Raw genomic sequence first — 24,829 nt, forward strand, 5'->3', positions numbered from 1 at the left:
CCAATTTTTTCAATCACTTCTTGGATTTCATCTAGCGATACTAAAAACCATTCTTTAAAGTCAGGTAGGGATTTATATTCTTTCCATAACTTTCTCCCTTATCACTATATATGATTCTTTTCTTATCATTTTTATTTGAAAATCCAATAATAGTAACTGTGACCCCTGCATTATGGGCCGCACTATTGTTCCATTTAAAAGATTGATACGCAAAGGAAATTTGACCATATCGTAGAAGAACATTCCACAAAATTGAAACTTGTTCACCTTGATTTATTGAATTTGTTGTTACAAAAGCATATTGAGCATTTTTACCATAAATAAGGTGAGTTGCCTTATAAAACCATCCCGAAATATAATCTAATTTTTTAGAAGAAATTTCTGAACAAATCACATTTTCTAGTTCCTTCTTTTGTTCCAAGGTCATTTTTTTAGAGCCTATATACGGCGGATTTCCAAATATATAAACTTCGTCATCTGCCTTGACATTCAACACAGTTTCCCATTCAATTCTTAGAGCATTCCCACAAAGAATATTTCCAGCATCTCTTAAGGGGAGTAGTCTTGGATGGACATCAGCAAGAGCTTCTTCCATTTCCACATTCATCTGGTGTTCTGCTATATACAAGGATAGCCTTGCTACTTCATGAGCGAAATCATCCAATTCAATTCCTGAAAACTGGGATAGAGAAATCTTAGATGCATCAGCAATCAATTCTCCTTGATAAACAGCTTTTTCATTCAAGGAGTCACGAATTTCACGCTGTTTGACTAAGATATTAATTTCTAAACGACGAAGTTCTTTATAGGTAATGATGAGGAAATTTCCAGAACCACAGGCAGGGTCTAAAAACTTGATAGATGCCATACGAGTAAGTAACTCTTCTAACTTGGGTAAGAGTTGTCGCAATTCCTTGCGGCGATGCTCCTCGCTAAAGTCACCACCTCCTATATAGTAATCAGCTCGTTCTTCTAATTCCGTAAATGTTGCTCGTAGATTATCTAAAAATAGTGGTTTGATGACCTTCATAATATTAGGCACGCTAGTATAGTGCATACCCGATGTTGATCTTGCTTCTGCATTTGCCACGGTTTGAATCATTGATCCCAAAATATCTGGATTGATTTCATTCCAGTTTAGCAATTCTCCTGCTTCAATGAGTAATTGACGAGTTCTTTTATTGAAAATAAGGTCATGATGTGGCTCTGAAAAAAGCTTACCATTTACATAAGGAAAATCTGATAACCATGACTCTAAATTCTGACGACTAAATTCAGGCATATCTAAAACAGTAAATAGTTTTCTAACACACTCATTCAAGTCAGAACCATCTTCGGATGTCCTCATCTTAATAACATTTGTGAAAGCTCCCTTGGAGATGATATTTGTATCTTCTGCAAATAGTAGAAAAAGAACACGAATCAAAAATAGATTAAATGATTTACCATCAGTTTCAGTGATTGCTAGTTCAGGATTGATAGAAATTAGTTCATCATAAAGTTTGGTAAAACGCTCTGCCGCTTTTACATCAGCAGGGTTTTCCTTATCATAATCAATCTTTTCAATACCATTCCAAGGTAAGAAGAAATCACAATGGGCTGGTAAATCATTAAAAGAAATTGCTAGAGTTAGCCCTGTCTGTGTATCCTTTGCATATAATTCTTGAAAATCTGTTGTAATAATAAATCGAGATTTACGAACCTGATCCTCCAACTCTTTATCAATCTCAGTCAGAGTAAGTAATGGCTGATTTTCAACTTTACGAAAATACAATTTGTTTTTTATTATAAAATCATCAGATGCCACTTTACTTGCTCTTGTTATGGTCGTTTTAGTAATGTCAAACAATGAAACAAATTCAATAATGAATGTCGATTTATTAAGATTCTCTACTAAAACCTTAGTTCTATCCTCAATCTCAGTGATATTTAATAACTTTTTAGCCATTAGATACCTCCAAGAAACGCAAAAAGCCTACTGAATTTTCAGTAGGTTTCAATCTATATTTTTTGCCTTTTTTTATTAGGTTATATATATATATGCATTTGCGTAGTCTGGCTCATTTTGAACTCCTTTGGAATTAAATTTTCAGAGATGCTATAAACAATACTAATAACTCTCTGCCTAAAACTATTATACCATAATTTCTATTTTTTCTAAAAAACGAACCAGCTTAACTGATTCATTTCGTGACTGCTAACTCCTACTTCCGATACATTTTAAACTGTAGGAAGAGGTCGCTATATTTGCCTGTCCATTTATGGTCAAATTTCTCATAAACTTCTAGGTGTTTCATAGTTTCAGCATCAGGATAGAAGGCTTTGTCTTCTTTTTTATCCTCTGGGAGTAATTCCTTAGCTGGTAGGTTTGGTGTTGAATAGCCGACATACTCCGCATTTTGGAGAGCATTTTCAGGTTTCAACATAAAGTTGATAAAGGCATAGGCTGCATCTTGGTTTTTGACTGTTTTGGGAATGACCATATTGTCAAACCAAAGGTTGCTGGCCTCGGTCGGAACCACATAGCGTAGATTTTCATTTTTCTCCAGCATTTGGCTAGCTTCACCAGAGAAGGTCACGCCGATAGCAGCATTGTTCTGAATCATGTAGCCCTTCATCTCGTCGGCAACGATAGCCTTGATATTGGGAGTCAGTTTGTAGAGCTTATCCACTGTCTCTTCCAACTGCTGGGGATCCTTGGAGTTGAGGCTGTAGCCGAGGGAATTGAGCCCTAGACCCAGCACTTCACGCGCCCCATCAAAGAGCATAATAGAGTTCTTATACTCTGGCTTCCAGAGGTCATCCCAATGCTCAGGCGCTTCCTCTACCATGGTTTCATTGTAGACAATTCCCAGTGTTCCCCAGAAATAAGGGATAGAGTATTTATTTCCTGGGTCAAAGGACTGGTTGAGGAACTCCGGTCCGATATTTTCAAGACCTTCAAGTTTTGAATAATCAAGCGGTACCAAGAGGTCTTCGTCCTTCATCTTGTTAATCATGTATTCACTAGGAATGGCAATATCGTAGGTCGTTCCACCCTGCTTGATCTTGGTATACATGGCTTCGTTGGAGTCAAAAGTCTCGTACTGAACTTGGATTCCTGTTTCTTCTGTGAATTGCTCCAAGAGTTCTGGATCGATATAGTCTCCCCAGTTATAGATAACCAGTTTTTGACTATCTCGGCTATTGATTTTACTGTCTAGATGCGTCGCAATTCCCCACAAAACCAGGATAATAGCTGCAATTCCTGCTAAAAATGAATAGAGTTTTTTCATGCTTGCTCCTCCTTCTCACGTGAGATAAAGTAATAGCCAACAACTAGGATAATACTAAAGAGAAAGACAAGGGCAGACAGGGCATTGATTTCTAGCGAAATCCCCTTACGAGCACGAGAGTAAATCTCAACTGATAGGGTTGAAAAGCCATTTCCAGTCACAAAGAAGGTCACGGCAAAGTCATCTAGCGAATAGGTGAAGGCCATGAAGTAACCTGCAATGATAGACGGAGTCAGGTAAGGAAGCATGATTTCCTTGAACATCTGAAATTGACTAGCTCCCAAGTCATAGGCCGCATGAATCATGTCGCCATTCATTTCCTTGAGTCGAGGCAAGACCATCAAGACCACGATAGGAATGGAGAAGGCCACGTGACTAGATAGAACGGTCAAAAAGCCAAGTGAAAACTTGAGTTGGGTAAAGAGAATCAAGAAGCTAGCACCAATCATAACGTCAGGCGCAACCATGAGGATATTATTGAGTGATAGAAAGGCTTCTTGGTATTTCTTACGAGACTGGTAGATGTAAATGGCACCAAAAGTCCCGATAATGGTCGCTATCAAGGCTGATAGGAAGGCCAAGAAAAATGTCTGAGCCAAAATCAGCATGAGTCTCCCATCTCCAAACATGGTTTCAAAGTGAGTCCAGCTAAAACCTGTAAAGCTATTCATATCATCACCAGCATTAAAGGCATAGCCAATCAAGTAAAAGATAGGCAGGTAGAGGACCAGAAAGACCAGTACCAGATAAAGGTTGGCAAATTTTTTCATCGTTCTCTCCTTTCCTTGGTCACCCACATGGTGATGAACATGGTCAAGATGAGAATTACACCGATGGTTGAACCCATACCGTAGTTGTCATTGGTTAGAAAATTCTGCTCAATGGCTGTACCTAGTGTGATAACGCGGTTCCCACCAATCAAACGGGTCAGCATGAAGAGACTCAAGCTGGGGATAAAGACCGATTGGACCCCACTTCTCACCCCATTCATCGATAGAGGGAAGATGACATGACGGAAGGTCTCCCACTTGGTCGCACCTAGGTCATAGCTGGCATTGATGAGATTGTTGTCCATATCATCCAAGACATTGAAAATCGGCAATATCATAAAGGGAAGCTCGATGTAGCTTGCGACAAAGATAAAGGAGAAATCGGTAAAGAGCAACTGTTGTGAGCCGATTCCGATAAATTCCAAGAATTGGTTAATAGAGCCATTCTGACCAAAAATTCCGATAAAAGCATAAGCCTTGAGGAGCAAATTGATCCAGGTTGGCAGGATAATCAGCATGAGCCAGAGTTGACGGTGCTTGAGACGGGTCAAAAAGAGGGCTGTTGGATAGCTGATAAGCAAGGTCACAAAGGTCACAATTCCTGCATAGAGTACAGAGTTGAAACTCATTTTGAGGTAGGTCAAGTTTTGTGACGCAAAGTAAGATTTATAGTTTTCTAAACTAAACTGGCCTTCAATATTGAAAAAAGATTGTCCGAAAATCAAGACCAAGGGTGCCAACACAAAGAGGGCAATCCAGAGCATATAGGGCACTACAAAGAGTTTAGAGCTTGTTTTCTTCATCTCTTTCCTCCTCGATTGCATTGATCAGACCTGCTTCTTGCTCTCCGATTTCCACGTATTCTTCGATACGGGCATCGAACTCTTCTTCGGTTTCGTTGAGACGCATGATATGGATGTCTTCTGGTTCAAAGTCCAGACCGATTTCCTCACCCACAATGGCCTTGCGAGTCGAGTGGATCATCCATTCATTTCCAAGTTCGTCATAGGCGATAATTTCATAGTGCACCCCACGGAAGAGCTGGGTATCGACCTTAACTTGGAGCTTGCCTTCTTCAGGAAGGGTAATCCGCAAGTCCTCTGGACGAATAACAACCTCAACAGGCTCATTTGGTTTCATCCCACCATCGACCGCTTCGAAGCGTTTGCCGTTAAACTCAACCAAGTAGTCCTCAATCATGGTTCCTGGCAAGATATTTGACTCACCGATAAAGGTAGCAACAAAGTGGTTGATCGGCTCATCGTAGATGTCCACAGGTGTTCCAGACTGGACAATCTCGCCATCATTCATAACAAAAATCCAGTCACTCATGGCCAGGGCTTCTTCCTGATCGTGAGTGACAAAGACAAAGGTAATGCCCAATCGTTGTTGCAATTCACGGAGCTCGTACTGCATGTCTGTCCGCAATTTCAAGTCCAGAGCTGACAGAGGCTCGTCCAACAAAACCACACGGGGTTGGTTGATGATAGCACGGGCAATAGCCACACGCTGACGTTGTCCTCCAGAGAGTTTACGGATGGAACGTTTTTCATAACCTTCCAACTGAACCATCTTGAGAACTTCCGCTACGCGTTTCTCGATTTCTTTCTTGTCAATCTTACGCAAGCGAAGTGGAAAGGCAACATTTTCAAACACATTCATATGTGGAAACAAGGCATAGGATTGGAAGACCGTATGGACATCTCGCTTGTTGGTTGGGATGTCATTGATGCGGACACCGTCCAGTAAAATATCTCCTGTCGTCGCATCCAGTAAACCTGCAATGATGTTTAGGATAGTTGATTTCCCTGAACCAGATGCGCCTAGAAGGGTATAGAATTTCCCTTCTTCCAACTCAAAGTTGATGTCTTTGAGAACCTTGGTGTTGCTGTCTTCAAAAACTTTAGAGACGTTTTTGAATTCAATGATTGGTTTTTTCAATTGTCATTTATTCCTTCTTTTTCATAGATTAACAGATCAGGGCTCTGTCAGGCCGCCACTACCTCGTGTAGGAGATTAAACTGCCTACATTCTTCTGCACTAACGATAGGCTTTCACCCCCTTTCCATGACATAGCAGCAGCTTTTCAACTACAGCTTCCTACTTGCTTTCACCTAAAATACGGACTTCTCTCTCAAGAGTGACGCCAGAGTGTTCCTTTACTTTTTCGATAACAGACTCAATCAAGTCTTCGTAGTCTTTAGCCGTTCCGTCAGCAACATTAATCATAAAACCTGCGTGTTTTTCAGACACTTCAACACCACCGATACGATAGCCTTTCAAGCCAGCTTCTGAAATTAATTGACCTGCAAAATGCCCGACTGGACGCTTAAAGACCGAGCCACAAGATGGATATTCTAAAGGTTGCTTGAGTTCACGTAGGTGCGTCAAGCGGTCCATTTCCTGCTTGATAACCTGATGGGTTCCTGGGGCTAGGGCAAATTTAGCTGACAAGACAACTGCACCAGACTCTTGAATGGCTGAGTGGCGGTAACCAAAAGCCAAATCTTTAGCAGACAGGGTCTCTATTTCTCCATCCTTGGTCAAGACCTTACAAGACTGCAAGATGTGAGCAATCTCGCCACCATAGGCACCCGCATTCATAAAGACAGCACCACCGACGCTTCCTGGAATGCCACAAGCAAACTCAAAGCCAGTCAAACTATGACGAAGGGCAATGCGAGTTGTTTCAATCAAGTTAGCACCAGCTTCAGCTTCGATGGTATAGCCATCAACGGAAACATTATTGAGCTTGTCGCACAAGATGACAAATCCACGAATTCCACCATCACGAACGATGATATTGCTGGCATTGCCAAAAACCATCCAAGGAATATTTTCTTGATTGGCAAATTTCACAAGGCGCGCCAACTCAAAACGATTTCGTGGAAAGACCAAATAATCGGCCTCTCCACCTACTTTTGTATAACTATAGCTATGCAAGGGTTCCTTAAAACGGATATCAATTCCTTCTAAGATTTCAAGCATTTTTTCTCTTACAGACATGTCACTCTTCCTTTTACAAAATTCATTCCATTATACCATTTTTAAGACCATTTGACGACCCTAAAAAAATCTTAGGCTTATTTTAAACAAAAAAAGAGGTTTCCCCTCTTTTTATGATTTTTTGCAAAAGATAGCCTTGGTTCCATAGGTAACCAGAACGAGCTCAAGTGCTAGGACAACTTCCACCAAGACTGGATTTGTCAACCAGCCAACTTGGACTAGAGATGGTGCTAGGTCAAAGAAGGCATGTAGACCATAGGCTGCTAGGAGATAAATCCATTTCTTCTGGCGAACAGCTTGGTAAACCCAAACAGTCAAGAGTAATTGGAAACCTAGCGCCAAGATTCGCTCAAAACCAAGCAAATAAATCTGCCAGACTGATAGCGACTGAATAGTTTTCAACATATTTTCAGACAGTAATTGCATGACCTGTCGATCCTGCGTTTGAACTGCTGAGAGAACGAAGTAGAGATTAAGCAAACTAGTAAGACCTAGGAAAATCAACTCCAAGCCACCATGCCCTAACCCATAGGCCAAGGCGTCTGCCTTTTCCAAACTTCTCTTTTTCTCCAACCATTTGAAGAAAATAAGACGAGCAGTTTCCTCAAAAAATGCTGCCATGGCTAGGCCATAGATGATATAGACAAGCGGATGATCTTGCAAGAGAGCAATACTACCGTCTTTTTGAGGATGTAAAACTAAGATATGCACCAGTTTTTCCAAAATCTGCGAAGAAACAAAGAAAGCGACTGCACCCAATCCCAAGGCAGCTAGATTAGTCTGGTATTTCTTTTTGGCATACCAAACGCTCCCTAGCAAGAAAGCCAGCAACAGCACCATGGTAATGATAATATGAATAATCATTTTCTTCTCCTATTCTGCCTTTTCAATATCTTTTTTCATCTCGTCAACATTGAACTTAGCAAACAAGTATTGACGGTCTTGGACTGGGAAACGTTGGTCCAACTGGTCAATAGCTCCCACCTCGATAATGCCTTCCTTGATAACAAAGTCCATAACATGCCCACCGAAGGTCAAATCATCTGAGATAAAATGTAGATGATATCCTGCCAAACTGACCCCATTGAAAATCTCTGGCGTCCAGAAACCAACGATGGTTCCTGCCACATTGTCACGACTATATTCAGGTTGATGGGTTGCGACATCAGCAAACTTGGTATCTGGTGCCGACTTAGGAATCATGCGCACATGCATATGTGAAAATTCCCCACGAATCTTGATAGAGCGGAAAAGATTTTCCCCGTCATAATAAGACTCAATCCGTTCTTCCAATTCCTTGTCTGTCATCTCAAAGCGCTGGCGGAAAATGACCTCTGCCTGATGTGGTACTACTGCTGCGTAAGGAATAAGGGCATCTGGTGATACTTCTACAATTTCCGGTTGCTCTCCTGAGCCTTTGGCTTGATAAGCCTTGCCATCCAAGACAATCAATTCCCCATCAATGGAATCCAAGGTTCCCAAACCAAGGTCTCCATGCTCTAGCAATTCTCCTACTGTCATGGTGCCACCATAAAGGCCAGCCATCAAGGCTCCAAGGGTATTGTATTGAAATAATTTCACTGGTTCCTGCACGTTCTTATCCATTCTCTTTCTTGTTTGTTATTCTATAAATGTTACTCCTAAGTATACCACATTTAGCTTTATATGTGAACGAGAGAAACACTTTAGACATTGCCAAGAAAGAAAAAAAGGGTACAATGTAACAAAATCAGGGGAGGTCTGGAATGAAGAAACAAAGCAAGTACCAAGAGGTCGTAGCTTATCTGAAAAATGCATCGAGTCTGGACGCTTTCCGACGGGTAGCCTGAGATTTTGACAGAAACAAAACTTGAACTGGCACAACAACCCCTAAGGAACACACTTCCCTAGGGGCCTTTTTTTTATTTAACTAAATCATTATTTATTTTTTGTTCCTAGCAAACATAAATATTGTATTAATAATTGCAAAAATAAATGCAAACAAAAGGATTTTCCAAAGGATAAATTTTTGTAACACTAAATATGCATATACAAATCCAATCAAAAAGCTAATAATCCCATCTTTTATTAAAAAGTTTTTATCACGCATTATTCCAGACCACACTGAACTGCCCAAATAGCCAACTGACCAGCAATGATATAAATATTTGTTTTAAGTCCATTAGCTTTAACAAATCTTAGTACCACTTTAGCTAATTCTAACCAAGCCTTTTTCTGCGCATACTTAACAATTAGCGAAACATTGGTCATAGCAAAAAATTCTTCTCGTATTTTTCTCGCTATACATCCTCCCATCTCATCCCAAGGGACTCTGTCATAGAGATTATTAATATTAGTTTCTAATTTATTTTCCGCAAGAGCAATATCTTTTTGAGAAAAGTTTTTATAAACATATTCAGTAAAATTTTTTTCATTAACTCCATTTCTAAACATTTGATCAAGAACATTAGCTACATCATCCATTTATTTTTGTTCTTGGGTACTAATTTCAGAAACTTCCGTAGTAGTTACATCATCAGCAAATACTCTAACAGAAACTATAGAAGGAGACATAATAGAAAATAGTGATAATACAACAAGAGCTGAAGTTACAGTTTTTTTAAAATTTCATAAAAAACACTCCTTCAAGTCACAAATATATATTACTGATAAAATAACTTGATTTTCTGATTTAAAACTCCTTTCTAACAAGTCATTCGTATACTTTTATTTTTCAATTCTATTATACCACAACTAGAAAACGGTTTCAAGCTTTTTCCTAAAAATATGTGCAAGTAATACGGGGAAATTAGCATGAAAACTTTTTAAAACAAACCAACCCCAGATAAAAATACATATTTTGTTTTAAAGAGAAAAAAGTTCCGAAAAACTGTCACATCTGCATTTGGTTGCTCTTTGATTTCAAAAAAGTATTAAAGATGGGAATATACCACATTTGCTCTTAGATGTGAACGAGAGAAACACCCTAGACATTGCCAAGAAGGAAAAAAAAGGGTACAATGTAACAAAATCAAGGGAGGTCTGGAATGAAGAAACAAAGCAAGTACCAAGAGGTCGTTTCCTATCTGAAAAATGGTATCGAGTCTGGACGCTTTCCGACGGGAAGTCGCCTGCCTTCTATCCGTCAACTAAGCCTTGACTTTCACTGTAGCAAGGACACCGTTCAGCGCGCCCTGCTGGAATTACGGCACGAACAATACCTCTATGCCAAGCCCCAGAGTGGCTACTATGTCCTAGAACAAGGGCAACACCAAGACCTCGAAATCGAGGTTACGGATGAACACGCCAGCGCCTATGACGATTTCCGACTCTGTGTCAATGAAACTTTGATTGGCCGGGAAAACTACCTCTTCAACTACTATGAAAATCAAGAAGGTTTAGAAGACTTAAGACAATCCATTCACCAACTCCTCTTTGACCAAGCCCTCTACTGCAAGGCTGACCAACTGGTACTGACTTCTGGAACCCAACAAGCCTTGTTTATCCTTTCTCAAATTTCCTTCCCTAGCCAAGCCAAGGAAATCTTGGTGGAACAACCGACCTACCATCGAATGAACCGCCTCTTGATTGCTCAGGGTCTGGACTATCAAACGATTGAACGAGGCATTGATGGGATTGACTTGAAGGAACTGGAAGGCCACTTCAAAACAGGAAAAATTAAGTTTTTCTATACCATTCCTCGATTTCACTATCCTCTAGGCCATTCCTATTCTGAGCAGGACAAACGAGCTATTCTTGACTTAGCAGCCAAGTATGATGTCTATATCGTAGAGGACGATTATCTGGGTGATTTGGACTCCAAGAAGGGCCAAACCTTCCACTATCTTGATACAGAGGAGCGTGTCATTTATATCAAGTCCTTCTCGACCAGCCTCTTTCCAGCCCTTCGTATTACAGCACTCATTCTTCCAAATGCTATCAAAGAAGCATTTGTTGCCTACAAAAATATCTTAGACTACGACAGCAACCTCATTATGCAAAAGGCCCTGTCACTCTATATTGATAGTCAATTGTTTGAGAAAAATCGTCTGACTCGCTTGAATAATCAAGAAACTTACCAAAAACAAATCAAGGAAAGACTAGCTTACAGCCCCTGTCCTCTTCCTCATTTTCCTCTTCACGATGGTTTATTGCTAGACCTGAGACAGTATCCTAAAATCGCCAATCTCAAACACAGTCAACTAGGCTTGGACTTCTTTGAAGAGGCCTATTTAAGCACCTGTCCTTATCAATTTGCCAAGGTGTCCCTAGACAATCTGGAAAAGGTTTTAAACTATTTAAAAGCAGAATTGGAATGACATCCAACTCTGCTTTTTCTTATTCTTCAACTTCAGTTAGACTTGCTGCTTTTTCAAGATAGCTTTGGTAAGTTCCTTCATCCTTGAGTTTTTGGATGACCTTGTCTACAACTTCTCTCAAATCATCACTATTTTTTCTAAGAGCAACGGCATTGGCGTCGCCGTCCTTCATCTTCAAGCTGACAATTGCGACAGCTAAGTCAGCGTTTTTAGCAGCATAACTAAGTGCAACAGGCTCATCCATATGAACAGCATCTACTTTTCCAACCTGCAATTCATTGACTGCTTCACCCATATTAGTTAGGGAAGTTAATTGAGCTTTTGGCAATTGTTCCTTGACCATTGATTCTGGAACAGTCCCTTTTTGAGCCGCAATATTAGCACTTTCAAGGCTAGTTAAATCCTTGTATTTTTCTACATCAGCCTTACGAACCAAGAAACTAATCTTGTTTTCATAGTAAGGGATTGAAAAATCAAAGACTTCTTTTCTCTCGTCAGTAGCGCTAATTCCCGCAACTGCTAGGTCAGCCTTCCCAGTTTGAAGACTGGTCAAGACATTGTCAAAACTCATGCTTGAAATTTCCAACTTCACCCCAAGTTCATCAGCGATAACTTGAGCCATATCAATGTCCGCACCGACTACCTGATTTTTCCCGTCAACTAAAGACTGAAATTCAAAAGGTGCATAGTCAGGACTTGTCGCCACAACCAATTTCCCCTTTTGCTTAATGGCCTCAACAGCTGACTGAGAACCATTCGAACCTGACTGGCAAGCTACTAAGAAGAAACTTGCAAGAAAACTACATAAAACAAATATCCATTTTTTTGATTTCATAAATAAACAACCCCTCTGTTAATTTTGTATAATTATAACGATATCTAAGTTACTTGTCAAGTGTTTTCTTGCATTTTCATAAAATATATTTACTAAAAAATAGAAATACAGTGGTTAGTTTATCTATCTATTGGGAACTTATTTTCAAAAAAATCATTTATCATATCTTGATGCTGCTGGTTTACAATTGCAATATTTTGTATGTCACTATGATCAAAAAATCCTAATTCTAAAGTTTCATCACTTGTAAAAAAATTTGTAGAGATAGAAGTTTCAGATGAAACTAAATACAAGATTGTAAGAACTTGAGCCTCATCACCATTCGGATAACTGTCTGAATATTTTGTATAAACATTTAAGAGTTTTTCCACCCTCACTTCGACTCCTGTTTCTTCATAAAACTCTCGCACTAAAGCTTCTAAAGCCGATTCTCCTAATTCAAGAGCACCACCTGGTAATCCCCACGTTCCTTTATCTGCTCGTTTTTGTAATAAAATTTTTCCTGATTGACTTAATATTCCACAGGTAAAATTTAAAATAATTTTATCTTTTCCAACTTTTTTTCTGATATTCTGTATGTAGTTCATTATTCACCTCTGACAAAGTAAACTATCTATACAATGAAAGCTTACTGTATTAAAAAGTAAGCTTTCACAATAATTTTATCCTTTGAATACTTTATAATTCGACAATCTTACCTGTTTCAAAGTAAACAACCCATTCACAGATATTTTTAGCATAGTCACCGATACGCTCCAAGTAGGAAATAACTTGGAAATAATCACGACCCGTAACAATGGCTTCTGGATTTTTCTTAATCTCTTCAGTCGCAAGGTCACGGATAGTTTCAAAATAGTGGTTAATTTGCTCATCCATGGAGGCTACCCGGTATGCGTCGTCAACAGAACCATTAAGATAAAGATCAAGTGCTGCTTCAACAACGCTTTTAACTTCACGTCCCATTTTTTGAATTTCTTCCTCTACAGCTGGGATGCGTTCTTCCCCCTTCATACGGATGGTTGCCTGGGCAATGGCTACAGCGTGATCCCCCATACGCTCCACATCTGATACAGCCTTAAGGACAGTCAAGACTGTACGCAAATCTTGAGAGACTGGTTGTTGGAGTGCAATCATTTCAAATGATTTCTTTTCCAGTTTCACTTCGTATTCATTTACTTCTGCGTCATCTTCGATGACCTCTTTTGCCAGGTCACGGTCATGCGTGACAAAGGCACGCACCGTACGATTGATTTGTGAGAGCACTTCTTGTCCCATAGCGTAGAACTGGTTATGTAATTTCTCTAAATCTTCTTCAAATTGAGATCGTAACATCTTTCATCTCCTTATCCAAATTTTCCTGTAATATAGTCTTCCGTTTCCTTGTGTTGGGGATCAAGGAACATCTGCTTGGTATCATTAAATTCAATCAAATCTCCATCTAGGAAAAATCCTGTCTTATCAGAGATACGTGAAGCTTGTTGCATGGAACGGGTTACCAGAAGCATGGTGTACTTGTCTTTTAGACCATACAAGGTTTCCTCAATTTTACCAGCTGAAATCGGATCCAAAGCCGAAGTTGGCTCATCCAAGAGGATGATTTTAGGACTAGTTGCCAAGACACGGGCCACGCAGACACGCTGCTGTTGACCACCTGACAATCCAATAGCTGAATCATGTAGACGATCCTTGACCTCATCCCAGATAGAGGCACCTTGCAAGGCTTTTTCTACGGCTTCATCCAGAACCAGCTTATCCTTAATTCCATTGATACGAAGCCCGTAGACAACATTCTCATAGATAGTCATAGGGAAAGGATTAGGTTGTTGGAAAACCATTCCGATTTCCTTACGTAATTCAACCGTATCTGTACGCGGACTGTAGATGTTGTGACCATTGTACACCACGGATCCAGTTGTGGTCACCTCTGGATTGAGATCTCCCATGCGGTTGAGAGACTTGAGGAGGGTTGACTTCCCTGATCCAGATGGACCAATCAAGGCTGTAATTTCCTTAGGTTGGAAAGATAGGGAAACACTATTCAAAGCCTTCTTTTTATTATAATAAACGGACAGGTCTGATACCTGTAAAATCGCATCTGTCATACGGTTTCCTTTCTAACCAAAGTGACCAGATACATAGTCATTGGTGGACTGTAGCTTGGCATTTTGGAAAATAGTTGCAGTTTTGTCATACTCAATCAAATCACCCAAGTAAAAGAAGCCTGTATAGTCACTTGCACGAGCAGCCTGCTGCATATTATGCGTTACAATGATGATGGTAAAGTCTTTCTTGAGCTCAAACATGGTCTCTTCTAGTTGCATGGTCGCAATCGGATCCAAGGCTGAGGCTGGCTCATCCATTAAGAGGATATCTGGCTTAACAGAGATGGCACGAGCAATACAGAGACGTTGTTGCTGACCACCTGATAAGGTCAAGGCTGACTTGTGGAGATCGTCTTTAACCTGATCCCAGAGGGCAGCCTGACGAAGGGAGGTTTCTACGATTTCATCTAGGACTTGCTTATCCTTAACTCCAGCACGTTCATGCGCAAAGGTAATATTACGGTAAATTGACTTAGCAAATGGATTAGGGCGTTGAAAAACCATTCCAATGTGTTTACGCATTTCATAAACGTTGATTTCTGGACGGTTGACATCAATTCCACGATAGAGAATCTGCCCAGTTACTTTAGCAATATCAATAGTATCATTCATGCGATTGAGACTGCGTAAGTAGGTAGATTTCCCCGATCCCGACGGACCAATCAAAGCTGTAATTTTATTTCTTTCAAATTGCATATCAATCCCCTTAATGGATTCATTTTTACCATAGTAAACATGGACATCCTTAGTAGAAAGGGCTACTTTTTCTTCAGGAAAGGTAAGGATATGCTTCTCATCCCAGTTATATGTTGACATAGCTTCTCCTTTAGGCAGCGGTTAATTTCTTGTGTAGATAGCTTCCGAACTTACGAGCTCCAAAGTTAAAAATCAGGATAAAGATCAGGAGCACAGCGGCAGAACCTGCTGATACAATTGTTCCATCTGGAATAGTGCCTTCACTATTGACTTTCCAGATATGGACAGCCAAGGTTTCTGCTTGACGGAAGATAGAGATGGGGCTAGTCACACTGAGGATATTCCAGTTAGACCAGTCAAGAGCTGGCGCCGATTGCCCTGCTGTATAGATCAGAGCTGCAGCTTCGCCAAAGATACGACCAGATGCCAAGACGACACCCGTTACAATACCTGGAAGCGCTTCTGGAATAACAACATGAACCACTGTCTCCCAGCGAGAAATCCCAAGAGCCAGACCAGCCTCACGTTGGGTATGGTGAACGTGTTTCAAACTATCCTCTACATTACGCGTCATCTGAGGCAAGTTAAAGACTGTCAAGGCCAAGGCACCTGAAATGATTGAAAATCCATACTCAAACTGGACTACAAAGATCAAGTAACCAAAGAGACCCACCACCACTGATGGTAAAGAGGACAAAATTTCAATACAAGTCCGCACAAAGTTGGTAACAGGACCTTTTTTAGCATATTCAGCCAAGTAAATCCCAGCTCCCATAGAAAGAGGTACAGAAATAATCAAGGTAATGACCAATAGGAAAAAGGAATTGTAAAGCTGAATGCCAATCCCACCACCTGCTTGAAAAGCAGAAGACCTTCCAGTCAAGAAAGACCAAGAGATATGGGGCAAGCCCCGAACCAAGATATAGAGAATCAAGGAAGCCAAGATTGTCACAATGATGCTAGCAATCGTATAGAGGACAGCTGTTGCAAGTTTATCTAATTTCTTAGCGCGCATAATTTTTCTTTCCTCTTTCTTTCGTAATCAATTTAATCACACTGTTAAAAACTAAACTCATCAAGAGCAGTACCAAGGCCAGTGACCAGAGAACATTATTATTTACAGTTCCCATGACAGTGTTCCCAATTCCCATAGTTAATATAGAAGTTAAAGTTGCAGCTGGTGTGGTCAAGGAAGTTGGAATAACAGCTGAGTTTCCGACAACCATCTGGATAGCTAAAGCCTCACCAAAGGCACGCGCCATCCCAAAGACCACTGCAGTGAAAATACCAGAACGGGCCGCCTTCAAGATCACACGCCAGATAGTCTGCCAGCGAGTGGCTCCCATAGCGAAACTGGCTTCACGATAATAACGAGGAACCGCACGCAAGCTATCCGTTGTCATAAAGGTTACGGTCGGCAAAATCATGACAAAGAGGACGGAAATCCCTGACAAAATCCCAAAACCAGTCCCACCAAAGACACTGCGAACAAAGGGAACGACGACTTGCAAGCCAATAAATCCGTACACTACTGAAGGAATCCCAACCAGGAGTTCAATAGCTGGTTGCAAAATCTTCGCCCCTTTTGGTGATACTTCGGTCATAAAAACTGCTGCACCAATAGCAAAGGGTGTTGCGATAAGGGCTGAGAGAATGGTAACGATAAAGGAACCCAAAATCATAGGAAGGGCACCAAATTCTTTACTAGAAGGATTCCAAGTTCCTCCCAAAAGAAAGTCAAAGATATTCACACCATTGACAAAGAAGGTCGACAAGCCTTTTTGCGCTACGAAAACCAAAATCATGGCCACAAGGATGACTATCAAAGAAAGACAGGCAAAGGTCAAACCTTTTCCTAATTTCTCCAGACGAGAATTCTTTGATGGAAGCAACATTTTCTTAGCTAATTCTTCTTGATTCATTATTGTCTCCCTTCCAACACTGTCACAGTTCCGGCAGCATCTTTTTCAACCTTCATTTCCTTAATCGGAATATACTTCAATCCTTTGACAATCCCTTCTTGGGTCTCATCCGAGAGAACAAAATTGAGAAATTCTGCAGCCAACTCATTGGGCTGCCCCAATGTATACATATGCTCATAAGACCACAAGGGCCAATTATTGCTACTTATATTTTCTGGACTTAAGTCATAGCCATTCAACTTCATGCTTTTGACTGAATCATCTATATAGGTAAGAGATAAATAAGAGATAGCTCCTGGACTTTTTGATACGATTGATTTTACCGCTCCATTTGAATCCTGCTCCTGACTTTGCATGGCAGACTGACCTTCCATAATGACAGTATCAAAGGTAGCACGAGAGCCAGAGCCGGCTGCCCGATTGATAACAGAGATGGGTAAGTCCTTACCACCAACCTCTTTCCAATTGGTTACCTCACCTATGAAGATTTGACGAAGTTGCTCTGTCGTTAGGTTATCAACATCAACCTCCTTATTGACAATCAGAGCCAAGCCAGCTACCGCGACCTTGTGGTCAACAAGAGCAGAAGCATCAATTCCGTCTTTTTCCTCAGCAAATACATCTGAGTTTCCTATATCAACTGCCCCAGACTGAACCTGGGACAAGCCTGTACCAGAACCTCCCCCTTGGACATTGACCGTTTTTCCAACATGGATCGTGCCAAATTCATCTGCCGCTACTTCAACCAAGGGTTGCAAGGCAGTTGAGCCAACAGCCGTTATGGATTCTCCACGATCAATCCAGCTAGCACAGCCTACTAAACAAGCCGTCAGCCAAAAAGCGATAAGAGACAGAGCAAGCTTTTTTCTTTTTTTCACTGTTTTTCTCCTCGAAAATAATTATGAATACTGTGAATTTTTTAAGTAGTTCTTTATGAGTTGACGCATGAATTCTTACCAAATTTCTGCGCAATTGATTATTTATATAATATAGGCTATATTACTCTTTTCTAACCTCCTTTTTTCATATGTGGATAAAATCTCTTGTCTATCCCTTCCCCCATTGTCACCCATTATAGTCATTTCGTGTCTCTTTTTCCCCTTTTTAATGCAAGGAAAAGGTTACTCTCCTTAGATGATAATCCAAAAGCTAGAAAGGTATCTCAAACCTCTCTACTCTCCCAGACTAGTTTACAACTAAAAGGAAAAGATTCTATTTTATGGGAAATCTAGTTTACAAGCGGTAAGAACGCTAATAACTAAACTTCTTGTACTCTTTGAAAATCTCTTCAAACCAGGTCAGCCTTGCCTTGTTATAGGTATGTACCTATTTGGTCAGTCCTATCTACAACTTTAAAGCAATGCTTTGTAACTGACTCCGTCAGTCCTATTTGCAACCTCAAAACAGTATTTTGAGCTATCTTTGGCTAGCTTCCTAGTTTGCTCTTTGATTTTCATTGAGTAGTAAAACTACATGTGATGGCAATCAAGATATCAAGAATCATCCTACTAAAAAAATCCATACTTTCACTATAACATAGAATAAGATATTTGACTAGCATTTTCACTTGAATCTGAGGCCTTTTGGAAAATAATTTTTCAAAACATTTCCAGTAACCTTTGCAAAGCCCAAGCCATTGCCTTTAACCAAAACTTGGTACCAACCATTTGGCAGACTTTCGGCCAGCTGAACAGTTTCTCCAGCCACATACTTGACAAACGCTTCTTGGCCAATTTCAACCGACTGTTCGACCTGACTCGGTTTCAAGGCTAGACCAAGAGCGAAACTGGGCTCAAAGCGTTTCTTCTTAAAAGTGCCCAGATGCAGTCCATTGCGAGCAATCTTGAGCTTCCCTAAATCTGGCAAAAGTTCTGGTAAGAGATAGAGTTGGTCCCCAAAAGTCTGCAAGATTCCCGGTAGATTGACCTTCAAATGGTTTTGGGCAAATTCTTGCCACAAGGCAACTTGTTCTCGACCAAGATTGCTCTTACTTGCCTTACATTTAGGAGTTGGATTGTTACCCTTAAACTGTAGATGGGCTACAAACTGACCCTCTCCCTTAAACTGATGAGGGTACATCCGAGCCGTTTCTGGCAGGTCAATACCAGCTACCATTCCATTGATATGCTCTACTGGCAACAAATCAAAATCATACTCTTCCAGCAACCACTTGACAATCTCTTCGTTCTCCTCGGGTGCCCAGGTACAGGTCGAATAAACCAGACGACCACCTTCAGCTAACATGGTCACTGCATCCGCTAGAATTTCTCTTTGCAAACTTGCACATTGACTCGGATACTCTAAGCTCCAATAGTCCATAGCATCTGGTTGCTTACGGAACATCCCTTCCCCTGAGCAAGGGGCATCAAGGACAATAAGGTCAAAATAGCCTTTAAAGACCTTGGCCAAACGATCAGCAGATTCATTGGTCACCACGACATTTGTCGCTCCAAATCGCTCCATATTTTCTACTAAAATCTTAGCCCGTTTGCTTGAAATTTCATTGGAAACAAGTAGCCCCTCCCCTGCTAGATAGGCTGCCAGTTGAGTTGATTTGCCCCCCGGTGCAGCAGCCAAGTCCAAGACCTTCATACCAGGACTGGGTTGGGCTACTTGAGCCACCATTTGAGCAGCAGGTTCTTGCGAATAAACTAAACCTGTAGCATGCTCAGGCGATTTCCCTGAAACCTTCCCATAGTGGCCCCAAGGGGTTTGAGTAATGGCATCAGAAAAGGAAAGTTGCTCTTCTTTTAAGGGATTGACCCGAAAGGCCGAAACCGCTTCCTCCTCAAAAGAGGCAAGAAAATCTCTTGCCTCATCTTCTAGTATTTCTTTATATTTTTCAACAAATCCTTCTGGAAATTTCATTTAAGTTCTTTTCCTTTCGTAAATATAGGACTGAATTTCCTCCTGCATCTCAAGAGGCACCATCATGACCGGCTGTCTGGTTTGAAAATCAGGAGCTTCACCAAAAAGGGTCACAACCCGATAGCCCAGACTTTCCCCTAAAATACTAGCTGCGGCATAATCCCATGGTTGCAGATAGGTGAGATAGGTCAACAAATGCCCTGACAAAATCTTGGCAAAACTAATGGCCGCACTCCCATAGACACGAACACCGAGGACGGCTCGACTCAAATCAGCTAGTCCCCATTCATTGGTTTCTAGCATACCACTATTTCCTGCAATGAGAAAATCTCCAAGTGGTTTTGGTTTAAAGGGAGCTAGGGGCTTATTATTTCGACAAACTGGAAAGACCCCACCACCGTGGTAACAATCCCCTTTGACCACATCATAAATTAGGCCAAACTGTCCCTGACCATTTTCAAAATAAGCCATCATAACAGCAAAATCTTCCTGCTGGGCTACAAAATTATTGGTCCCATCAATGGGATCAATGACCCAAACCTTGCCCTCTTGAACTGAAGCTCGCAGACACCCTTCTTCAGCACAAATCTTATCCTCAGGATAACGGGATAAAATCTCACCAACCAAGAGTTCCTGAACTTCCTTGTCCAGTCTGGTCACCAAGTCTGTTGGAGAGGCCTTGGTCTCAACACACAAATCTTCCTGCATGTGGTCAAGTATGTACTGGCCCGCCTTCTTGACAAGCTCTTTAGCAAATTCAAATTTACTTTCCAAGAGAAATCTTTCCTTCCCCTTTTTCCTTGGCAGCCTGAACTGCTCGGTAAAGCGAATAGCCACTAACTGTTTCAAATTCTCGTCCCAAACGTTTCTCCTCACTCTTGCTTGGCACGACCGCTTTGAATCCCTTATAGGAGTCCAGTAACTTTTTAGCCTCAACCTTGCCTTCATAGGCAGCTTCAACATCATTAAAAAAAGAAAGCACTGAAGCAAGTTCTTCAGTGCTCCACGACAAATCTAGTGGGTAACTATACTGTTTGTTCATTAACTAATACCAGCTCTCATTCTTGCTTCTTTTAGTTCTTGCTTACGGTAACTACGAGGGAGAAAAGCACGAATCTCATCTTCATTAAAACCGATCTGCATGCGTTTGGCATCAATAATAATTGGGCGACGCAAAAGACTAGGATACTGCTCAATCAAATGAAGCAATTCCGATACCGAAATACTCTCTACATCAATATTCAATTTTTGAAAAATTTTTGAACGAGTTGAAATGATGTCATCAGTACCATTTTCGGTCAAGGAAAGAATGTGTTGCAATTCCTTTCTTGTTAAAGGGCTGGTCATGATATTGTGTTCCACAAAAGGTACCTTATGTTTCTCTAACCAGGCCTTCGCCTTACGACATGATGTACAGCTCGGTGATAGAAATAGTGTAATCATGCTTTTCTCTTCTTATCTATACTTTGCTACTTCTATTATACAAAAAAATAAAGCGCTTGACTAGGGATTTTTAGAAAAAAAAGCCTATTTTTCAAGAAAAATAGACTGTTTGCGAACGATTGATACTATTCAGAATTAGTTAATTCACTCTTATACTCTTCGAAAATCAAATTCAAACCGCGTCAACGTCGCCTTGCCGTACTCAAGTACAGCCTGCAGCTAGTTTCCTAGTTTGCTCTTTGATTTTCATTGAGTATTAACGATAGTTTCAAACGATATGTATTTTTATATATACAAATTAAAAACAGCTTTCGGTTCACTTCCTACGACTTTTCAGATACAGATAGCCAAAGAAGCTCTCATAGAGGGCAAAAAAGAGGAGGAAGGCATGAAGGAAGAAGGTCTCTGGCAAAATCAGAATCACTGGATCCTTGGCTGGGTCAAAAAGCCAGGTATCATCTCCCACAAAGAGAATTTGATGGAAAAGGGTAAAGAATTGGTCAAAACCAATCAAAACTCCCCCAAGTCCAATCAGCACAGGCAAGACTACTAGAGTCAAGAGTCTCTTACTGAATAAAGACAAAAAGCCCTTTTTCACAATCCTATTGACAAAGACATAGAAACTTGGCAGTGTCACTAGAGCTACTAGCTGAACCAAATGAAAGAGATTCTTGACCACTGCAAAGTGGTGCAGACCAGCTGCTGACGAACGAAAATCTGGCATCTCTAGGACCTGACTAAATGGATTGGTCAGATAATTCATCAAAATATGAAAATTGTATTGAATGATTTCTGGTTTTAGATAGACTCGATTCGTTAAGTTTAGCCACTGAATTTCCAGCGGATAAAAAATCCAAGCCTGATAAATGGTCATAAGGATTGAGAGGGAGAGGAGAAAGAGCATAGAGGCCCAAAAGGTCAGTTTAGTTTTCATCAAAATCCCACTCCGCAAGGCTAGAAACCACATGTGTCGGTGCAATTGGCAGGTCTGCTACTTCTTCTTCCTTAGTAAAACCAGTCGTTACTAGGAGCGTTGGAATGCCATTGTCAATCCCTGCTCGAATATCAGTTAAATAGTTATCTCCAACCATAATCAACTCTTCACGTTCTAAGCCTAAGTGCTCAACCGCCTTGTCCATAATGATGGCATTGGGTTTTCCGATATAAACAGGCTTCACTCGTGTTGCTACTTCAAGCAGGGTAATCAGTGAACCAGCACCAGGCAAAAGACCACGCTCTGTCGGGATATTGAGGTCAGGATTGGTTCCGATAAAATGAGCTCCCTTTTGGATAGCTAGAGTTGCTGTGGCAAATTTTTCATAGTCGACTTGCCAGTCCAGACCTACTACCACATAGGCAGGATTTTCCTTGTCTTCCACATAGCCAGCCGCCTTGATGGCTTCCTTGAGCCCTGATTCTCCGATAACATAGACAGTCTTTTCCAGTCCCAAGTCATTCATATAGTCGATAGTTGCCAAAGTCGCTGTGTAGACAGTCGATAGAGGCGTATCGATATTAAAATTCTGAGCCAACATTTCTTGAACACTCTCAGGAGTACGGGTTGTATTGTTGGTCACAAAGAGATAGGGGATGTCTCGCTTTTGCAATTCATGGACAAAAGCCTCTCCTGCTGGGATTCGGTCTTTCCCCTTATAAATGGTTCCGTCTAAATCAATTAAATAGCCTTTATATTTCATCTATTTCTCCCTAAGCCTTTTTTATTTCTTGCCATGTGATGATAGCTTGGGCATTGGTAGCCCCGTCGCTTGTAATCTCATGCTTGCTTTCCAGTCCAGTCCTTTCAACAGCCGATGTAATAAACCCACCTGGTCGAACTTCCTTGACATACTTGAGATTGATTTTCTTGGGAATATAGTGGGTCAAAAAGTCCGCTCCCATGACCTCAAAAATCCAATCCAAGTATTTACTGTTATTGACATGACCATTCATATCCAAGTCGTAAAAACGGACATGGTAATCCTTGCTAATTGGATTTTCCAAGAACTCATACTTTGGCCCGCGGATAAGCTTTTTATTAAATTCAGACTGGTAAGGAGCCACAATCTCAGGTTCGACAGCATGGATTTTTCGACTGTCTCGGTCCATGAGAACAAAGGTCGCCATCATGTGGATGAGTTCCTGACCTGCTTCATCATAAATGGTAAAGCGACGGTAGCAAAAGAGCCGATTGTAGCTCAGGGCTTCCGTTTCGATGGTAATTTCTTCCGCAAAACGAGGCAAACGAACCACCTCAATATCATAGTCTGTGATAATCCAGACCAGATTATGCTCTTCTAAAATAGCCTTATCACTAACTCCCAGCTCAATCGACTGCATCCCTGAAACTTGCAGAGACAGCAAAATCACATCTGGAAGTTTGATATGACCGTTCATGTCAGCCATATCAAAAGGAATTTTCATTTTCATTTGATAAGTTAAGCCCATCATCCTACTCCAAAATAAATCGTTCTGCTACGGTGTCTCCTAAGAAGAGACCTCTTTTTGTCATGCGAACTCGGTCACCCTCTATTTGCATGAGACCCTGTTGAACCAAGCCTCTGACAATTTCTCCATAAAGTCCATCAAAAGACCGTCCAAATTTTTCCTCAAATCGCGCCATGGAGACTCCTGATTTCTTGCGGAGTCCCAGGAACATTTCTTCTTCCATTTGCTCTTTTTGACTCAGGTACTCCTCTGTGATACGAGCATTGCCTTCCTCAACCGCATTAAGATAATGGCGAATGGGACCATGATTTTTATATCGAATACCATTGACATAACCAGATGCTCCAGCACCGATGCCATAGTATTCAGCATTGTCCCAGTACATAAGATTGTGGCGACTTTCAAAACCAGGTTTGGAGAAATTAGAAATCTCATAATGCTCAAAGCCTGCTCGCTCAAGCTCAGTGATGATGTACTCAAACATCTCAGCTTCCAGCTCCTCCTTAGGCAGAGGCAATTTTCCTCGCCGCATGCGGTTCATAAAGACCGTGTGGTTTTCTAAAATCAAGCTATACAAACTCATGTGGGGAATATCCAGTCCAATGGCCTTAGCCACATTTTCCTGGACCTGCTCCATGGTCTGACCAGGCAGTGCATAAATCAAATCAATAGAGATATTGTCAAAACCAGCCAGTTTCAGACGGTCGATATTTTCATAAATATCCTTCTCCAAATGACTGCGCCCAATCTTTTTCAACATCTTATCATCAAAGGTCTGGACACCTAGCGAAACACGATTGACAGCCGAATTTTTCAAAACAGCTATCTTATCCGCATCCAAATCGCCTGGATTGGCTTCAATAGTCAACTCTTCCAAGACAGACAAGTCCAAGTTTTTAGTCAAGCCATTCAGTAACACCTCCAGTTGCGGAGCCGACAGGGCTGTCGGTGTTCCACCACCGATGTAGATGGTCCGCAACTTTTGAATATCATAAGAACGAAACTCTTCTAACAGATGCTCCAAATAGCTATCAACTGGCTGATTCTTTATAAAAACTTTTGAAAAATCACAATAATAACAAATCTGGGTACAAAATGGGATGTGCACATAGGCTGACGTTGGTTTTTTCTGCATAGTACTTATTATACCACAAAAGCGAACAATACTT

The 24,829-nt window shown here is 40.9% G+C and carries 26 protein-coding genes; 1 reads left to right on the top strand and 25 read right to left on the bottom strand.

Going from position 1 to position 24,829, the window contains the following annotated elements; all coding sequences use genetic code 11:
- Positions 1–40: 40 nt before the first annotated feature.
- The 9 genes from HT699_RS00500 to HT699_RS00540 form a co-directional block, all read right to left on the bottom strand.
- Positions 41–1,948: a DNA methyltransferase gene (locus HT699_RS00500; protein WP_240149871.1), complete on the bottom strand. Its 1,908-nt coding sequence runs from the start codon at positions 1,946–1,948 to the stop codon at positions 41–43.
- A gap of 256 nt (positions 1,949–2,204) precedes the next feature.
- Positions 2,205–3,275, bottom strand: a complete 1,071-nt coding sequence (locus HT699_RS00505) for an ABC transporter substrate-binding protein (protein ID WP_172934013.1) — start codon at positions 3,273–3,275, stop codon at positions 2,205–2,207.
- Positions 3,272–4,045 carry an ABC transporter permease gene (locus HT699_RS00510; RefSeq protein ID WP_138022959.1) on the bottom strand — a complete coding sequence of 258 codons (774 nt, stop codon included), beginning with the start codon at positions 4,043–4,045 and terminating at the stop codon, positions 3,272–3,274. Before HT699_RS00510 ends, HT699_RS00505 begins: the two co-directional genes overlap by 4 nt.
- Positions 4,042–4,848, bottom strand: coding sequence for an ABC transporter permease (locus tag HT699_RS00515; protein ID WP_000753801.1), 807 nt, complete (start codon positions 4,846–4,848; stop codon positions 4,042–4,044). The genes HT699_RS00510 and HT699_RS00515 overlap by 4 nt, the downstream gene beginning before the upstream one ends.
- Complete coding sequence (locus HT699_RS00520) at positions 4,829–5,986, bottom strand: ABC transporter ATP-binding protein (RefSeq protein ID WP_138706223.1); 1,158 nt, start codon at positions 5,984–5,986, stop codon at positions 4,829–4,831. The genes HT699_RS00515 and HT699_RS00520 overlap by 20 nt, the downstream gene beginning before the upstream one ends.
- Positions 5,987–6,145: 159 nt before the next feature.
- The gene (gene murB, locus HT699_RS00525) at positions 6,146–7,051 is read right to left on the bottom strand and encodes a UDP-N-acetylmuramate dehydrogenase (RefSeq protein WP_023936081.1); all 906 of its coding nucleotides are present in this window, start codon (positions 7,049–7,051) and stop codon (positions 6,146–6,148) included.
- Between the two features lie 111 nt (positions 7,052–7,162).
- Positions 7,163–7,915: a YhfC family glutamic-type intramembrane protease gene (locus HT699_RS00530; RefSeq protein ID WP_138706222.1), complete on the bottom strand. Its 753-nt coding sequence runs from the start codon at positions 7,913–7,915 to the stop codon at positions 7,163–7,165.
- Positions 7,916–7,924: 9 nt separating this feature from the next.
- A complete protein-coding gene (gene budA, locus HT699_RS00535; RefSeq protein ID WP_023936077.1) occupies positions 7,925–8,656 on the bottom strand; it encodes an acetolactate decarboxylase in 732 nt (243 codons plus the stop codon).
- Positions 8,657–9,139: 483 nt separating this feature from the next.
- Positions 9,140–9,514, bottom strand: coding sequence for a hypothetical protein (locus HT699_RS00540; protein ID WP_000342870.1), 375 nt, complete (start codon positions 9,512–9,514; stop codon positions 9,140–9,142).
- A gap of 563 nt (positions 9,515–10,077) precedes the next feature.
- On the opposite strand from HT699_RS00540, the gene HT699_RS00545 reads away from it, so the two are divergent.
- The gene (locus tag HT699_RS00545) at positions 10,078–11,349 is read left to right on the top strand and encodes a PLP-dependent aminotransferase family protein (RefSeq protein ID WP_000744852.1); all 1,272 of its coding nucleotides are present in this window, start codon (positions 10,078–10,080) and stop codon (positions 11,347–11,349) included.
- 19 nt (positions 11,350–11,368) lie between these two features.
- On the opposite strand, the gene HT699_RS00550 is transcribed toward HT699_RS00545, so the two are convergent.
- From HT699_RS00550 to hemW, 16 genes are all read right to left on the bottom strand, one after another.
- Positions 11,369–12,184 (bottom strand): ABC transporter substrate-binding protein, encoded by an 816-nt coding sequence (locus tag HT699_RS00550; RefSeq protein ID WP_023936075.1) that lies wholly within the window; start codon positions 12,182–12,184, stop codon positions 11,369–11,371.
- Positions 12,185–12,303: 119 nt separating this feature from the next.
- On the bottom strand, positions 12,304–12,771 hold the full coding sequence (locus tag HT699_RS00555; RefSeq protein ID WP_001106783.1) for an NUDIX domain-containing protein: 468 nt from the start codon (positions 12,769–12,771) through the stop codon (positions 12,304–12,306).
- Between the two features lie 91 nt (positions 12,772–12,862).
- Positions 12,863–13,516: a phosphate signaling complex protein PhoU gene (gene phoU / locus HT699_RS00560; protein WP_000946465.1), complete on the bottom strand. Its 654-nt coding sequence runs from the start codon at positions 13,514–13,516 to the stop codon at positions 12,863–12,865.
- 11 nt (positions 13,517–13,527) lie between these two features.
- Positions 13,528–14,286 carry a phosphate ABC transporter ATP-binding protein PstB gene (pstB, locus tag HT699_RS00565; protein WP_000128635.1) on the bottom strand — a complete coding sequence of 253 codons (759 nt, stop codon included), beginning with the start codon at positions 14,284–14,286 and terminating at the stop codon, positions 13,528–13,530.
- Positions 14,287–14,298: 12 nt separating this feature from the next.
- The gene (gene pstB / locus HT699_RS00570; RefSeq protein ID WP_000109215.1) at positions 14,299–15,102 is read right to left on the bottom strand and encodes a phosphate ABC transporter ATP-binding protein PstB; all 804 of its coding nucleotides are present in this window, start codon (positions 15,100–15,102) and stop codon (positions 14,299–14,301) included.
- Positions 15,103–15,112: 10 nt separating this feature from the next.
- Positions 15,113–15,997, bottom strand: a complete 885-nt coding sequence (gene pstA / locus HT699_RS00575; protein ID WP_001201789.1) for a phosphate ABC transporter permease PstA — start codon at positions 15,995–15,997, stop codon at positions 15,113–15,115.
- The gene (pstC, locus tag HT699_RS00580) at positions 15,987–16,904 is read right to left on the bottom strand and encodes a phosphate ABC transporter permease subunit PstC (RefSeq protein ID WP_001070908.1); all 918 of its coding nucleotides are present in this window, start codon (positions 16,902–16,904) and stop codon (positions 15,987–15,989) included. Before pstC ends, pstA begins: the two co-directional genes overlap by 11 nt.
- Positions 16,904–17,782 carry a phosphate ABC transporter substrate-binding protein PstS gene (gene pstS / locus HT699_RS00585; protein WP_000746338.1) on the bottom strand — a complete coding sequence of 293 codons (879 nt, stop codon included), beginning with the start codon at positions 17,780–17,782 and terminating at the stop codon, positions 16,904–16,906. Before pstS ends, pstC begins: the two co-directional genes overlap by 1 nt.
- A 685-nt stretch (positions 17,783–18,467) precedes the next feature.
- Positions 18,468–19,772 (bottom strand): RsmF rRNA methyltransferase first C-terminal domain-containing protein, encoded by a 1,305-nt coding sequence (locus HT699_RS00590; protein WP_172934014.1) that lies wholly within the window; start codon positions 19,770–19,772, stop codon positions 18,468–18,470.
- Positions 19,773–20,546: an inositol monophosphatase family protein gene (locus HT699_RS00595; protein WP_172934015.1), complete on the bottom strand. Its 774-nt coding sequence runs from the start codon at positions 20,544–20,546 to the stop codon at positions 19,773–19,775.
- Entirely contained in the window at positions 20,536–20,814 is a 279-nt protein-coding gene (locus HT699_RS00600) for a UPF0223 family protein (RefSeq protein ID WP_001041974.1), read from the bottom strand. Before HT699_RS00600 ends, HT699_RS00595 begins: the two co-directional genes overlap by 11 nt.
- Complete coding sequence (locus HT699_RS00605) at positions 20,814–21,215, bottom strand: Spx/MgsR family RNA polymerase-binding regulatory protein (protein ID WP_000631259.1); 402 nt, start codon at positions 21,213–21,215, stop codon at positions 20,814–20,816. The genes HT699_RS00600 and HT699_RS00605 overlap by 1 nt, the downstream gene beginning before the upstream one ends.
- A gap of 316 nt (positions 21,216–21,531) precedes the next feature.
- A complete protein-coding gene (locus tag HT699_RS00610; RefSeq protein WP_166736100.1) occupies positions 21,532–22,149 on the bottom strand; it encodes a TIGR01906 family membrane protein in 618 nt (205 codons plus the stop codon).
- Positions 22,139–22,912, bottom strand: coding sequence for a TIGR01457 family HAD-type hydrolase (locus HT699_RS00615; RefSeq protein WP_000875448.1), 774 nt, complete (start codon positions 22,910–22,912; stop codon positions 22,139–22,141). Before HT699_RS00615 ends, HT699_RS00610 begins: the two co-directional genes overlap by 11 nt.
- A gap of 10 nt (positions 22,913–22,922) precedes the next feature.
- Positions 22,923–23,660: an acyl-[acyl-carrier-protein] thioesterase gene (locus tag HT699_RS00620; RefSeq protein WP_172934016.1), complete on the bottom strand. Its 738-nt coding sequence runs from the start codon at positions 23,658–23,660 to the stop codon at positions 22,923–22,925.
- Positions 23,661–23,664: 4 nt separating this feature from the next.
- Complete coding sequence (gene hemW, locus HT699_RS00625) at positions 23,665–24,795, bottom strand: radical SAM family heme chaperone HemW (RefSeq protein WP_138700331.1); 1,131 nt, start codon at positions 24,793–24,795, stop codon at positions 23,665–23,667.
- Positions 24,796–24,829: the final 34 nt, after the last annotated feature.

Source organism: Streptococcus sp. 1055, from assembly GCF_013276815.1.
Taxonomy (GTDB): domain Bacteria; phylum Bacillota; class Bacilli; order Lactobacillales; family Streptococcaceae; genus Streptococcus; species Streptococcus pseudopneumoniae.